The sequence below is a fragment of the Gammaproteobacteria bacterium (ex Lamellibrachia satsuma) genome (genome assembly GCA_019623805.1).
GTDB lineage: Bacteria > Pseudomonadota > Gammaproteobacteria > Chromatiales > Chromatiaceae > QGON01.
This window is the reverse complement of the sequence record CP053680.1, coordinates 2,195,692-2,209,320: the sequence shown is the minus strand read 5'-3', so window position 1 is coordinate 2,209,320 and position 13,629 is coordinate 2,195,692. Positions and strand designations below refer to the sequence as shown.

Annotated in this window: 12 protein-coding genes; 3 read left to right on the top strand and 9 right to left on the bottom strand. The window is 57.1% G+C overall.

Going from position 1 to position 13,629, the window contains the following annotated elements; genetic code table 11:
• Nucleotides 1-187 precede the first annotated feature (187 nt).
• Entirely contained in the window at nucleotides 188-982 is a 795-nt protein-coding gene (gene znuB / locus HPY30_09545; GenBank protein ID QYZ66214.1) for a zinc ABC transporter permease subunit ZnuB, read from the bottom strand.
• Nucleotides 975-1,748 carry a zinc ABC transporter ATP-binding protein ZnuC gene (znuC, locus tag HPY30_09540; GenBank protein ID QYZ66213.1) on the bottom strand — a complete coding sequence of 258 codons (774 nt, stop codon included), beginning with the start codon at nucleotides 1,746-1,748 and terminating at the stop codon, nucleotides 975-977. The genes znuB and znuC overlap by 8 nt, the downstream gene beginning before the upstream one ends.
• A gap of 142 nt (nucleotides 1,749-1,890) precedes the next feature.
• On the opposite strand from znuC, the gene HPY30_09535 reads away from it, so the two are divergent.
• Entirely contained in the window at nucleotides 1,891-2,772 is an 882-nt protein-coding gene (locus HPY30_09535; protein ID QYZ66212.1) for a zinc ABC transporter solute-binding protein, read from the top strand.
• A 63-nt stretch (nucleotides 2,773-2,835) separates the two neighbouring features.
• Here HPY30_09535 and HPY30_09530 read toward each other — a convergent pair whose 3' ends face one another.
• The 3 genes from HPY30_09530 to HPY30_09520 form a co-directional block, all read right to left on the bottom strand.
• Nucleotides 2,836-3,108 (bottom strand): YcgL domain-containing protein, encoded by a 273-nt coding sequence (locus HPY30_09530; protein ID QYZ66211.1) that lies wholly within the window; start codon nucleotides 3,106-3,108, stop codon nucleotides 2,836-2,838.
• Nucleotides 3,109-3,110: 2 nt separating this feature from the next.
• Nucleotides 3,111-5,642 (bottom strand): glycogen/starch/alpha-glucan phosphorylase, encoded by a 2,532-nt coding sequence (locus tag HPY30_09525; protein QYZ66210.1) that lies wholly within the window; start codon nucleotides 5,640-5,642, stop codon nucleotides 3,111-3,113.
• Between the two features lie 207 nt (nucleotides 5,643-5,849).
• A complete protein-coding gene (locus tag HPY30_09520; protein ID QYZ66209.1) occupies nucleotides 5,850-6,959 on the bottom strand; it encodes a PilT/PilU family type 4a pilus ATPase in 1,110 nt (369 codons plus the stop codon).
• Nucleotides 6,960-7,105: 146 nt separating this feature from the next.
• On the opposite strand from HPY30_09520, the gene HPY30_09515 reads away from it, so the two are divergent.
• Both HPY30_09515 and HPY30_09510 read left to right on the top strand, forming a co-directional pair.
• Nucleotides 7,106-7,918, top strand: coding sequence for an MOSC domain-containing protein (locus tag HPY30_09515; GenBank protein QYZ66208.1), 813 nt, complete (start codon nucleotides 7,106-7,108; stop codon nucleotides 7,916-7,918).
• Entirely contained in the window at nucleotides 7,911-8,462 is a 552-nt protein-coding gene (locus tag HPY30_09510) for a DUF1415 domain-containing protein (GenBank protein QYZ66207.1), read from the top strand. Before HPY30_09515 ends, HPY30_09510 begins: the two co-directional genes overlap by 8 nt.
• A 113-nt stretch (nucleotides 8,463-8,575) precedes the next feature.
• On the opposite strand, the gene HPY30_09505 is transcribed toward HPY30_09510, so the two are convergent.
• The 4 genes from HPY30_09505 to HPY30_09490 form a co-directional block, all read right to left on the bottom strand.
• The gene (locus HPY30_09505; GenBank protein ID QYZ66206.1) at nucleotides 8,576-9,046 is read right to left on the bottom strand and encodes a DUF2939 domain-containing protein; all 471 of its coding nucleotides are present in this window, start codon (nucleotides 9,044-9,046) and stop codon (nucleotides 8,576-8,578) included.
• Between the two features lie 373 nt (nucleotides 9,047-9,419).
• Nucleotides 9,420-11,327 (bottom strand): ATP-binding cassette domain-containing protein, encoded by a 1,908-nt coding sequence (locus tag HPY30_09500; GenBank protein QYZ66205.1) that lies wholly within the window; start codon nucleotides 11,325-11,327, stop codon nucleotides 9,420-9,422.
• A 96-nt stretch (nucleotides 11,328-11,423) separates the two neighbouring features.
• Nucleotides 11,424-12,950 (bottom strand): YifB family Mg chelatase-like AAA ATPase, encoded by a 1,527-nt coding sequence (locus tag HPY30_09495; GenBank protein ID QYZ66204.1) that lies wholly within the window; start codon nucleotides 12,948-12,950, stop codon nucleotides 11,424-11,426.
• 177 nt (nucleotides 12,951-13,127) lie between these two features.
• Complete coding sequence (locus tag HPY30_09490) at nucleotides 13,128-13,382, bottom strand: accessory factor UbiK family protein (GenBank protein ID QYZ66203.1); 255 nt, start codon at nucleotides 13,380-13,382, stop codon at nucleotides 13,128-13,130.
• Between the last annotated feature and the right edge of the window lie 247 nt (nucleotides 13,383-13,629).

Genomic DNA, 13,629 nt, shown 5'->3' with positions numbered 1-13,629 from the left:
AAGATGGTTTGATCCCCCACGTGGCCAGCCTTTTCGGGCAAAAATCACGCACACGCGGTCATCAGGGCGGTAAACAATACGGTTTTCCTCCCCGATACGCCAAACAATTTTCAATCTGGCATCATAAAATCCGCTTATTGAGCTAGCTTATTGAAATACCAACCAAAACAGTAGGATTAGTAAATGCTTATTTTCTCTGGAAAAACAGGCCGGTAAGCTGCACCAGCACAAACAACAATCCCGCAGCCACCACCATCGAAGGACCGGTCGGCGTATCCCATTGCAACGACCCCCAGAGTCCTGCAGCAACAGAAACAGCCCCGATAGCCGCCGCCAGCAGCGCCATCTGCTCTGGTCCCACAGCAAATCGCCGGGCCGCAGCAGGCGGTATGATCATCATGGAAGTAATCAGCAAAATACCCACAATCTTCATGGACACTGCAATCACCAGGGCGATCAATATCATAAACAGCAAGCGCACCTGGGTAACCGGCACACCCTCGACCCGAGCCAGCTCTTCATGCACGGTCAAAGCCAATAGTGGGCGCCAGATCAGCGACAGCACGATCAGCACCAGCAAACCGCCGCCATAGATCCAGTAGAGATCGAAAGTGGAAACCGCGAGGATATCCCCGAACAAGTAACCCATGAGATCGACACGCACCGTTTCCATAAAGGCCAGCAGCACCAGACCCAGGGAGAGTGCAGTATGCGCAAAGATACCCAGCAGGGTGTCGCTAGCCAGCTGCCGCTGCTGCTGCATCGCCACCAGCAATACCGCCAGCGTCACCGACACCAGCATTACCGACAGCTGGGTGCTGACGCCCAACAACAGCCCAAGCCCAACCCCCAACAGGGCCGTATGGGACATCGCCTCGCCGAAGTAGGCCATGCGCCGCCAGACCACAAAAGCCCCCAGTGGCCCAGCCAGACAGGCGACACCCAGCCCGGCCAGCAACGCACGCAGCAGGAATTCATCCATCGGTGTCACCTGTTTCGCAACGTGCTTCGTCCCCCGGGATCACATTGCCATGCAGATCATGTGCATGATCGTGATGGTGAGAATAGACAGCGAAGGCTGCGCCGCCGAAGAGATCCAAATAGGCAGGGTGACGCGTCACCACCTCGGGGGTACCCGAACAACAGACATGATGGTTGAGACAGAGCACACGATCCGTGGCAGCCATCACCAGATGGAGATCATGGGAGACCATCAGTATTCCACAGCCACGCTGGTCACGAATGCGGCCGATCAAGTTGTAGAGCGCGACCTGACCATTGACATCGACACCCTGCACCGGCTCATCCAGCACCAGCAGGTCCGGTTCCCGCAGCAAAGCCCGAGCCAGCAGGACACGCTGCAGCTCTCCTCCTGACACACTCTGCAGGGAATGGTCAGACACGTGATCGGCACCCACCTCTCGCAGAACCGCTGCCACCTTCCCCCTCGCATAGCGACCGGTGAGGGTCAGAAAACGGGCTACGGTGAGAGGCAGAACCTCATCAACCTGCAGCTTCTGCGGCATATAACCAATACGGAGTCCATCCGAACGACGCAGAGCACCCGCGGTTGGCGTGAGCAGACCCAGCAGCAGGCGCACCAAGGTACTCTTGCCGGAGCCATTAGGGCCGATCAGGGTAAGAATCTCACCCCGATGCAGAACCAGGCTCACATGACGCAGCACCTCACGGCTGCCAAAGGCCATGCAGACACTATCGGCCTCCAGTAACAGATCGCCCTCAGCCATCCATCATCTCCTGTGCCACTCCCGCTCCCAACTTTGGCATCAACTCAATCACTGTCCAAATTCCGCACTCTCCATAAACGAGGAGTGATAATATAGCGCCCCAGCCGGTCAATTACCTCCCTCCGCCAAACCGCAAACGATAATGACTCACGCCAGACTTTCCCTGCACTTCCTCCTTTTGCTGCTATTTTGCTGCTCTTCCTGGACCCAGGCTGCCGTGCTGGTGAGCATCAAACCGATCCATTCGCTGGTAGCGGGCATCATGCAGGGGGTAGAGGATCCACAACTGCTGCTATCCGGCGGCCAGTCACCACACCGCTACACACTTAAACCTTCTGATGCGCGAAACATCCAGCAAGCGGATCTGATCATCTGGATAGGGCCGGAAATGGAATCTTTTCTGCCAAGAATTCTGACCGCTTCAGAACGGCCCAATATCGTGCTGCTGGATCTGCTCAAGATTGAAAACAAAACAAGCCACAATCACGACCATGAAGATCATGCCGGGCGCGACCCCCATCTCTGGCTCGATCCTCTGCTGGCAAAACGGGTCGTACAGCTGATTGCGGATCGTCTCAGCCTGCTGGACCCAAAACACCACGGGTCATATGAAGAGAATGCACGGACACTACAACAGCGTCTGGACCGGCTACATCACGAGCTGGAGTCCCGCCTGGCGCCTGTGCGTCCTACCCCCTACATCGCTTTTCACGACGCCTACGGGTATCTGGAAGCGCGTTACCGGCTCAATTCAGTCGGCACGGTAATCCTCGACCCTGAACGCCTGAGTGGCGCCCGGCATATTCGCGATCTCCAGCAGAAGATCCGCCACACCGGGGTGGGCTGCATCTTCACCGAACCCCAATTTGAACCCCGGCTGGTGGAATCACTCATTGAGGACACGGCTACACGCCATGCGGAACTCGATCCATTGGGGAGTGATCTGCCAGCCGGCCCGGATGCCTATTTCCAACTGATGAGAAGGGTTGCGAACCAGTTGGTGCAGTGCCTGGCAAATAAGTAACTCAAGCAATCATGGTGCGTGCGGCACACCCTACGCTTGATCAGGCCTATGGCTCACCCAGGGTCACTCACCAAAATAGAGATTGGGTTTGATCTCCGGCGGCATCTGCAGATGAAATCCCAACTCGGAGAGGTTTGCCATTACCTTTGACACATCCTCCCGAGCCAGGACTCGGCCAGCATGCAACTCCAGCTCCATCACCAGTGCTGGCGTGCCGAAACGCTCCAGCAGTGGCGCAGGAACCAGCTCGAAGCACTCTTCCTCCCTTAGATAGAGGTACATCTGCTCGTTACGAGGGCTGCGATAGACCCAACAATTCAGCTTGCCTTCGGCCACGGTTAAGCCGGGGCAACCGGCGGCGCCGTCACGGGCTCCAGCCGCCAGATATCCCGGTTGTACTCTTCCATGGTCCTGTCGGTGGAGAAGTGACCGCTTTTCGCGGTATTCATGATGCTCATGCGCACCCACTCATCCTGATCGTGGTAGGCCAGGGCCGCCTGCTCCTGAGCATCGATATAACCACGAAAATCCGCAGCCGTCATCCAGGGATCATAGGGGCTGCGAATCGACTCGATGATAGTGTCGAAGAGTCCCAGTTCGAACTGATTGAAATAGCTGCTCTCCAACAGCTTCATCACCTCCAGAAATGCTGGATCCCTGTCGATGATGGCATTGGGGTCGTAGTGGCGCCGCTTCGCCTCCACATCGACGGTGGTAAGACCGAAGAGGAAGAAATTATCGATACCCACCTCTTCGAGGATCTCGATATTGGCGCCATCCAGGGTGCCGATGGTCACGGCGCCGTTCATCATAAATTTCATGTTGCCGGTGCCCGAGGCCTCCTTACCTGCAGTCGAAATCTGCTCCGACAGATCGGCAGCTGGCGCTATAACCTCCATCGCCGAGACCCGGTAGTTGGGCAGAAACGCAAGTTTCAGCCGATCACCCACATCCGGGTCATTGTTGACCACCCGAGCGACACTGCTGGCCAGTTTGATGATCAATTTTGCCATTTGGTAACCGGGCGCGGCTTTGCCACCGATCAACACACAGCGATTGGTCCAGTTCTCCGTATCGCCAGCCTTGATGCGATTGTAGAGGTGGATGACATGTAGAATATTGAGCAACTGACGCTTGTATTCGTGGATACGCTTGACCTGCACGTCGAACATGGCTTCGGTATTGAACTCCACATCGCAATCGGCCTTAACCATCTTGGCCAGCCGCGCCTTGTTCTCCTGCTTGATGTTGCGCCAGAGACGCCGAAAGGTGCGACTCTCGGCCTTTTCCGCCAACTGCTCCAGGTTTGGCAGGTGAGCGATCCAGCCATTACCGATGGTTTCATCGATCAGATCGCGCAGACCTGGATTACAGGCCGCCAGCCAGCGGCGGGGGGTCACACCGTTGGTCTTGTTATTGAAACGCTCAGGCCACATTTCATAGAAATCAAGAAACAGCCCCTCTTTCAACAATTGCGTATGGAGTGCGGCCACGCCATTCACCGAAAAACTTCCAACCAGCGCCAGATAGGCCATGCGCACCATCGGCTCATGACCCTCCTCGATGATCGACATACGGCGCAGACGGTCGGTATCCCCGGGCCAGTGCTGGGCCACCTGGGTAAGAAAACGGGCGTTGATCTCGTAGATGATCTCCAGAAGCCGGGGCAAAAGCTGTTCGAAGAGCCGCACCGGCCACCGCTCAAGAGCCTCCGGCAACAAAGTGTGGTTGGTATAGGCCATGGTGGACGAGACAATCGTCCAGGCCTCATCCCACAGCATCCCGTGTTCGTCCATCAACTGACGCATCAATTCGGCAACCGAGACACTGGGATGGGTGTCGTTGAGCTGGAAACAGTTCTTCTCGGCAAAGCTGGAGAGATCCTCATGGCTCTCACGCCACTCCCGCATCACGTCCTTGATGCTCGCCGAGGCGAGGAAATACTGCTGTCGCAGACGCAACTCCTTGCCATTTTCGCTCGCATCGTTGGGATAGAGCACCATGGTGATGTTTTCGGCAGAGTTCTTAGCCGCCACGGCTTCCGTGTAACCTCCGGCATTAAACTCCTCCAGGTCGAACTCATCGGTGGCCGCCGACTTCCAGAGGCGCAGGGTATTGACCGTACCATTGCGAAAACCGGGTATCGGGATGTCGTAGGGCACCGCCAGCACATCATGGGTATCGACCCAGCTGACCCGTACGTGGCCATTCGCATCCGTATGATGCTCCGTACGCCCACCGAACTGGACCCGTTGAAAATACTCGGGACGTTCCAGCTCCCAGGGGTTGCCGTCCCGCAGCCAGTGGTCCGGGTCCTCAACCTGCTGCCCGTTGGAGATATGCTGACGAAACATGCCGTATTCATAACGGAGGCCATAACCTCGCACCGGCAGCTGCAGGGTGGCACAGCTGTCGAGGAAACAGGCCGCCAAACGACCCAAACCACCGTTGCCGAGACCGGCATCCGGCTCACTCTCCCGAATATCCTCGAGTGTCAGGCCCAGGTCGTAGATTGCTGCACTGACTTCATCTGCGATCCCCAGATTGAGCATGGTATTGCTCAGAGCCCGTCCCATAAGAAACTCCAGGGAGAGATAGAAAGTACGCCTGCAGTCGGTATCCTCATAGACACGACGCGTGTTTTTCCAGCGCTCGATGAGGCGGTCGCGCATGGCAAAGGCCAGCGCCTTGTAGGGATAGTGGCTTGATGTGCAGTGATCGTCGCGCCCCAGAGTATGGGCGAAATAGCGCCTGAAATCGTCGGAGATCGATGCTTGATCCATTCCCAACGGAGGCAATTCAACCAGTTTTCTATTTTCTGGATCGCATTTATTCTTAGTAGCTTGCTGCTCGCTTCTCTTGGCAGTCATGGATCTGGCTCACCCGATTCTAATAGGGAAAAACCCCCATTATGCCGTTGTAGGGCTGTTCAATGCTAGTTAGTGTCCCCGGAAACCCACATCCAACCACAAATAGCATGAATCGCACGAAGACAAGAGATTGATTAACCGCAAGTTTTATTCATGCACTTCGTACGCTTCGTAGTGAAAACAGTGCCCCGTTATTATTGTTACCCATCAGAAAACATCATCACTCATCCCCATCGCCCCCGGCACATCGACATGACCGGTATCCGCCAAACGGATCTTCAACGAGAGATTATTTCGGGAATCGGCGTGGCTCAACGCCTCTTCCAGGGTGATATTGCCTTCCTGGTAGAGTTTGTAGAGTGACTGATCGAAGGTCTGCATGCCACGCTCATTACCCTGCTCCATCACCTCCTTGATGGCATGGATATCCCCTTTCTGGATCAATTCAGAGATATAGGTGGTCAACAGCAGAATCTCCACTGCAGGCAGCCGTTGACCATTTTTCCCTTTCACCAAGCGCTGTGAAATAACCGCCCTGAGATTGAGGGAGAGATCCATATAGAGCTGTCGCTGCGCAGTATCGGGGAAGAAATTGATAATGCGGTCCAGTGCCTGGTTGGCATTGTTGGCATGCAGCGTGGAAAGACACAGATGCCCGGTTTCAGCATAGGCAACGGCATGCTGCATGGTGTACATATCCCGAATCTCGCCAATGAGGATGACATCCGGCGCCTCACGCATGGCATTCTTCAGGGCATTTTCGTAGGAGAGGGTATCGATCCCCACCTCCCGCTGATCCACCACCGACTTTTTATGGGTGTAGAGATACTCTATGGGATCTTCGATGGTGAGTATATGACCGGTCCTGGTCTGATTTCGATGCTCTATCATCGATGCCAGCGTGGTGGACTTGCCCGATCCTGTGGAGCCCACCACCAGGATCAAACCACGGGGCTCCATGATCAGATCCTTCAAAATAGGCGGTAAATTAAGTTTTTCCACCGGCGGGATCACACCCTTGATGTAGCGAATCACCATCGCCGCATCGCCTCGCTGCTTGAAAACGTTGACGCGAAATCTCCCCAGCTTGCTGATGGAGATTGCCAGGTTACATTCGTAGGTTGCTTCAAACTCCTTGATCTGATCGTCACTCATGATTGCGTAGGCCAGCTTGCGCACCTGCCCCGGTTGAAGCGCCGACGAGCCAACCGGGCGGGTTTCACCCTCGGCCTTGAGATTGGGTGGTGCACCAGTACTGAAAAAGAGATCGGATGCATTTTTCTGCACCATCAATTTTAGATAGGGCACGATATCCATGGAGTTTTCCTCATTGCAGCGGACCATTTGGCAATTTGCCGGTGCGCCTTGATATAGTTGATCTAACCGGTTAGCGGCAGCTGCCGCCGGTAATTAAGGGCGGTAATGTTAAAAACAGAGGAATTTTGTTCTTTGTGATAAAAACTGTGAACGAAACAATCCTTTCAGGATTGATGATCTATCCGGTCAAATCACTGGCAGGTATCGAATTGAACCAGAGCGAAGTCGACCATTTTGGACTCCGGCACGACAGGCGCTGGATGGTGGTAAACGCTGCCGGAAAATTCCTGAGCCAGCGGGAACTACCGCAAATGGCCTTGATCCGGCAAACCCTAACTGCTGATGGATTGACGCTCTCCACCGACGGAAAACCCGACCTGCACCTGCCACTCACTCCCCTGGAGACAAATCGGATAGAGGTGGAGGTCTGGCACGACCACTGCCAGGCCATCCCCTGCGGCTCAAAGGCCGACACCTGGCTCAGTGATGCGCTGGGACAGCCCTGTCGACTGGTCTTTTTCCCGGACGGGGAGGAGCGCCCGGTCGATCTGGAATATGCTGAACCCCAGGACCGCACCGCCTTCTCCGATGGCTTTCCTCTGCTGTTGATATCTGAGGCATCTCTGGAAGACCTCAATGCACGCCTCGAACAGAAACTGCCGATGTCCCGCTTTCGGCCCAATCTAATCGTCCGCGGCTGCAACGCCTATGCCGAGGACAACTGGCACCGGATCCGCATCGGCGAACTCGATTGCCGGGTGGTCAAACCCTGCTCCCGCTGCACCATCACCACGGTGGATACGGAGACGGGACAACGGGGGCCGGAACCCCTAAAAACACTGGCAGGTTACCGCTGGCAGGGAAACAAGGTCTTCTTTGGCCAGAACCTGCTGCACAATGGGCCAGGATTTCTGGAAGCAGGCATGCCCGTCGAGATTCTGGATAAAACAGATGGATAGCACAGCGGTCATTCGCATCACGGAAAACTGGGTTCGTGACGTAGTGGTGGGACTCAACCTCTGCCCCTTTGCATCTGCGCCGTTACAGGCGGGGCTCATCCGCTTCAGCGTCTGCGCTGGGCAAACCCCCGAGGAGATCTACCGCGCCCTGCTGTCAGAGATGGATACGCTGGTAAACCTGCCCGAGACAGAAGTCGAGACCGGACTCTTCATCGCGCCGGAGGGGCTGGACGCCTTCGACGACTACCTGGAGCTGCTCTATTCGGCCGATGAAGCCATAGCGGAAGCAGGTCTTGGCGGTGTCCTGCAACTGGCCAGCTTCCATCCAGACTACCGCTTCGAGGAAGCAGAGGCAGACGATCCGGCCAACTATACCAATCGTTCACCCTTCCCCATGTTCCACCTGATCCGTGAAGAGCCCATGGCCCGTGCGCTAAAGCACTACCCCAGTCCTGAGCAGATCCCAAAGCGTAACGTAGAGAAGATGCGTGAACTGGGGCTGGATAAGGTGCGGGATCAGTTGCAGCACTGCCGGAAAGAATAGTCAGTCTCCGCTCATTGGAGCGTCTATTTAATTGTGGGAGCGGCGCCCCGCCGCGATTACTCCGTAGATGGATAAATCGCGGCGAGGGCACCGCTCCTACAAATACATCGCAGCTAGTTATAGATCGCCGTTACCCGCCAGCTCCAATTCTCCAGAGTGAGACGTGCGTGCACAGGATCGTCGCCCAAATCGCCAATGCGAAGCAACAGGCTGTCCGGGCCATCGAAGAAAGCGTAATCGAGCTGCTTCAGAAAACCACCTCTACGCTTGTCCGGATTGTGGGCGCGTAATTGCAATACCGCCCAGTCAAGATCGACCAGATGTTCCACCGCATTGCTGCCAAGCGTCTGGATACCGTTTTGCAGCCAGTCGACAAATTCATTGGAGACGTCCCCAACGCCACTCTCCAGGTCTTTATTCATCTTGCGCTTAATCTGCTCGCGGATGGAGCGGATATCCACCAGGCCGGCAAAGGCCTCACGATCGCTCTCCTGCATCGTCCGATCCAACTGATAGACCGTCGTATAAGGCCAGACGACGTAAGCGACAAGCAGCAGAAACAGGGAAAACAGCAGACTTTTCATATCGAGGATACCAGAAAAAAATAGTTATCAAGTGTGTCGCGACGCTCAGGATGCGAAACGGGACATCCCAGTCCCCCTTTCGCCCTCGCTTGTCACGACAGCCTATTGTGCCCCGGCCGCCCTGCGTCCGTGCCGCTTCGCCACACCATTGCTTCGCTCGGCGCTGGCTACGCAGCACTACCTCAAATGGCTAGACGGCGTGTCGGATGCGCTTGCATATGGCCTCCGCTGGCTGCAGAACTTCGTTCTTCCGCCACTCCGGCCATACGCCCGCGCCTACGCCTTCCGGGGACTACGCGCCCTCGCTTCGCTCTCCATGGCGCGCAGCGTTAGCAATCTATGGTGCGCACGGCGCACCCTACGCTCGGCAGATTCAGCCGATTTCAGACTGCGCAGTTTCGAGCGCCTCTCCTGCCTCCAGCCATGCCTCTTCGGTGTCTGATAACAACGCATCAATCGCCGCCTTCTCAGCCAGCCGTCTGCGCATCTCCTCTTTACGATCATCCTGATAGAGTCCCGTATCGGCCAGAATCTCTTCCAAATCCTGTTGTTGTTGCTGACAACGTTCCATCTCCGTTTCGAGTTTTTTCAGCCTGTTGCGCAAGGGCTTTAGCTGCCTGCGTAACTCCGCCTCCTGTCGCTTGCGGTCCCGGCGTGTTTTGGCGGTATGCTCGCCATCCGCCAACTGATTTTCACCGCCATTGGTCTGGCGTCGCTGTTCCACCAGCCAGGCCGGGTAGTCATCCAGATCACCGGCAAACTCCTCTACCCGTCCAGCATGCACCAGCCAAAGCTGATCGGTGGTGATGCGCAGCAGGTGGCGGTCATGGGAGACGATCACCATCGCCCCGGCAAATTCCTGCAGCGCCGAACCCAGGGCATGACGCATCTCCAGATCGAGATGGTTGGTCGGCTCATCGAGCAGCAGCAGATTGGGGCGCTGATAGACCAGCAATGCCAGTACCAGGCGCGCCTTCTCGCCGCCGGAAAAGGGCGCCACCTTCTCCTTGGCGCGATCTCCGCGAAAACCGAAACCGCCAACAAAATCCCGCAGACGCTGCTCAGATGCCAGGGGGTCGAGCCGTTCCAGGTGCAACAGTGGACTCGCCTCAGGATCTAGCTGTTCAATCTGGTGCTGGGCAAAATAGCCGATGCGCAAATCCTGGGCCGGATGCCTGAGCCCGGCCAGCGGCTCGAGTGATCCGGCTAGCAGTTTGATCAAGGTGGATTTACCTGCCCCATTGGGGCCCAGCAGGCCTACGCGGTCGCCCGGCTCGATCAACACGGTGGCCTTTCTGAATACCGGCGACTCATCATAACCCCCATCCACCTGCTCCAGCTGCAGCAGCGGATGCGGGTTCTTCTCCGGCTCAAGAAAGCTGAAATGGAACTGTGAATCCACATGGGCCGGCGCGATCAGTTCCATCCGCTCCAGTGCCTTCAGCCGACTCTGGGCCTGGCGGGCCTTGGTCGCTTTTGCCCGAAACCGGTCCACATAACTGCGGATATGCGCCACCTCCCGCTGCTGCTTTTCGTACTCCACCTGCTGGTTTGCCAGCCGGGCGGCCCGGGTCTGCTCAAAGGTGGCGTAGTTGCCTGTATAGAGTTCTGCCCGTTGCTGTTCAATGTGGGCGATGTGATCCGCCACCCGGTCGAGAAAATCCCGGTCATGGGAGATCAGCAGCAGGGTGCCGGGATAGCTGCGCAGCCACTCCTCCAACCAGATCACTGCATCCAGATCCAGGTGGTTGGTCGGCTCGTCCAGCAGCAGCAGATCCGAGCGGCACATCAACGCCTGCGCCAGATTGAGACGCATCCGCCATCCACCGGAGAAGCTGTTGACCGGCCGCTCCTCCTCGACAGCGGTGAAACCGAGTCCGTGCATCAACTGACCGGCGCGGCTGCGGGCGGTATATCCGCCTATCGTATGCAGCAGTTCATGCAGCCGGGCCTGGGCGCCACCATCGCCTGCTGATTCGGCCTCTGCCAATGCCTGCTCGCATTTGCGCAGCTCACTGTCTCCGTCGATGACATATTCGATGGCAGGCCGTGCCAAAGAGGGTGTCTCCTGGGCAACGTGCGCGATCTCAAGCTTGGGCGGCAGATGCAATTCACCCTCATCCGCCTGCAGTTGACCCAGGATCAGGCTGAACAGGCTCGATTTACCCGTGCCGTTACCACCCGTGATGCCGGTTTTCCATCCAGTGTGTAGCGTAAACGAAGCATTCTCAAACAACAGTTTGATACCGCGACGCAGACTCAGTTTTTCAAAGCGCAACATGGCTGCGGAGTTTACCAGTGCAGAGGAAAGCGCGCCTGGTTTTGTTGGGTTACGCTATCGCTAACCCATCCTACATTTTGCCCTCTTGCCATAAGGCTAGATCGGCGTAGTGCCAGGCAGGGTCCGGTCAAAACGCCGTAGTCCAATCGCTTCGCTCAGGTGAACCGACTGGATCTGCGCCTCACCCTCCAGATCTGCGATGGTGCGGGCCACTTTCAAAATCCTGTGGTAGGCCCGCATGGAGAGCCCCAATCGCTCCATTGCGCGCTGCAACAACTGCCGCCCCGCCTCGTCCGGCGGTGCAAAGCGATCCACATCCACTCCCTCCAGCGCCCGATTGGGTTTGCCTTGGCGCGCCTGTTGCAGCAACCGCGCCGCCGCCACTCTGCACCGCACTTGGGCACTCGATTCCGCCACAGACGACTGCGGTCGGGAGATCAGTTGAATATCCTGCCGGGGAACCTCCACATGCATATCGATGCGGTCGAGCAGAGGACCGGAGATACGCCCACGGTAACGGGCGATCTGTTCACTGGTGCAGCGACAGCGGCTGGTACCATCGCCAAGATGGCCGCAGGGGCAGGGGTTCATCGCCGCAATCAGTTGGAAATGGGCAGGATACTCCGCCTGGCGACTGGCCCGCGAGATGGTGATCTGCCCCGTCTCCATCGGCTCCCGCAGCACCTCCAGCACCCGCCGCTCAAACTCCGGCAGCTCATCCAGAAAGAGCACACCGTGATGGGCCAGGGAGATCTCCCCCGGCTTGGGATTGCCTCCGCCACCCACCAGAGCCACCGCAGATGCCGTGTGGTGAGGTGCGCGAAATGGGCGCTGCCGCCACCGGGCCACCTCCAGCGTCCGGCCTGCCACGGATCGAATGGCCGCACTCTCCAGCGCCTCGACCTCTGTCATCTCCGGCAGGATGCCAGGCAGGCGGGTCGCCAACATCGATTTGCCGGTTCCCGGAGGACCGAGATAGAGCAGCGAATGGGCGCCTGCCGCTGCGATCTCCAAGGCACGGCGAGCCTGGTGTTGTCCCTGGACATCCGCAAGGTCAGGCAGGCTGTCCACTATTGGCGTTTCATTACCGGCCTCCCAGTCCGGAATCTTCTCCCGCCCGTCCAGATGAGCGCAGACCTCCAGCAGGTGGGTTGCGGAGAGTGCCTGCCCACCCTGCACCAACGCCGCCTCAGCAATATTCTCCTGGGGCAGGATCAGGCTGCGCCCGGCATCTCTGGCGGCCAGCGCCACCGGCAACACCCCTTTTATCGGTCTTAGCGCCCCGGAAAGCGCCAATTCACCGACAAACTCGTAATTATCGAGCCCTTCCAGTCGCAACTGGCCCGAGGCTGCCAGGATCCCCAGCGCAATGGGTAAATCGAAACGCCCGCCCTCTTTGGGCAGATCAGCAGGGGCGAGATTGATAATGATACGTCGGGCCGGAAACTCGAAATGGCTGTTGAGCAGCGCCCCACGCACACGATCCTTGCTCTCCCGGACCGCCAGTTCAGGCAGGCCTACGATGGAGAGGCTGGGAAGACCGTTGGCGAGATGCACCTCGACGGTGACGAGCGGCGCCTTGATGCCCTCACGGGCGCGGCAATAGAGGATTGCGAGTGACATGGATACCTTCCCTGGCATACCGGTTTAATTAAATTAGGATGTGTGGGGTGCGCCATGCGCACCAAAACAAGCTGCAATCATGGTGCGCACGGCACACCCTACATCCTGGCGGAGCCGGCAACCACATTATCAGGCTGGCCATGCTAAAAATGCCCGATCCGCTACGCTTGATCGGGCCTACGCCCCTGGCGACTGTTTTGCCTCCAACTCCCGGATGATGGCTTCCAGCCGATCGAGTTTTTCTCTGGTACGGAGCAGCACAGCGCTCTGCACATCAAACTCCTCCCTTGTCACCAGGTCGAGTTTGGCGAGTCCGGCCTCCAGAGTCGCACGCAGGTTCTTCTCCAGATCATCCTGCAGGATCTGGATACCGCCCGGCACGCTTCCGGCAAGCCGTTCGGCCAAGTCATCAATGAGTTTCGGGTCAAGCATGAAAGCACCTTAACGGGCAGTCAGGCGCTTGTCCAGAGCCCCTTTCGCTAACATTTTAGCTACGCACCAAAACAGCGCACCAAGGTGGTGCCCTATACCGAATCTCATTTCATCCTGGTGCAAGATAGATGTTACGCATGAACAATGAATACCATAAAATCGTGCAACATACTGAAATAACTAATAAAAAAATAGATTGGCACGACTTCTGCTTTCCTATGCGTGAGATCCATAATTGCAGCTGCAT

Excerpts from the sequence above, each read along its gene's own strand:
- HPY30_09520 (QYZ66209.1), bottom strand. The coding sequence starts at position 6,959 with ATGGATATCGTGCCCTATCTAAAATTGATGGTGCAGAAAAATGCATCC.
- HPY30_09495 (QYZ66204.1), bottom strand. The coding sequence starts at position 12,950 with ATGTCACTCGCAATCCTCTATTGCCGCGCCCGTGAGGGCATCAAGGCG.
- HPY30_09505 (QYZ66206.1), bottom strand. The coding sequence starts at position 9,046 with ATGAAAAGTCTGCTGTTTTCCCTGTTTCTGCTGCTTGTCGCTTACGTC.
- znuB (QYZ66214.1), bottom strand. The coding sequence starts at position 982 with ATGGATGAATTCCTGCTGCGTGCGTTGCTGGCCGGGCTGGGTGTCGCC.
- znuC (QYZ66213.1), bottom strand. The coding sequence starts at position 1,748 with ATGGCTGAGGGCGATCTGTTACTGGAGGCCGATAGTGTCTGCATGGCC.
- HPY30_09510 (QYZ66207.1), top strand. The coding sequence starts at position 7,911 with ATGGATAGCACAGCGGTCATTCGCATCACGGAAAACTGGGTTCGTGAC.
- HPY30_09500 (QYZ66205.1), bottom strand. The coding sequence starts at position 11,327 with ATGTTGCGCTTTGAAAAACTGAGTCTGCGTCGCGGTATCAAACTGTTG.
- HPY30_09490 (QYZ66203.1), bottom strand. The coding sequence starts at position 13,382 with ATGCTTGACCCGAAACTCATTGATGACTTGGCCGAACGGCTTGCCGGA.
- HPY30_09525 (QYZ66210.1), bottom strand. The coding sequence starts at position 5,642 with ATGACTGCCAAGAGAAGCGAGCAGCAAGCTACTAAGAATAAATGCGAT.
- HPY30_09535 (QYZ66212.1), top strand. The coding sequence starts at position 1,891 with ATGACTCACGCCAGACTTTCCCTGCACTTCCTCCTTTTGCTGCTATTT.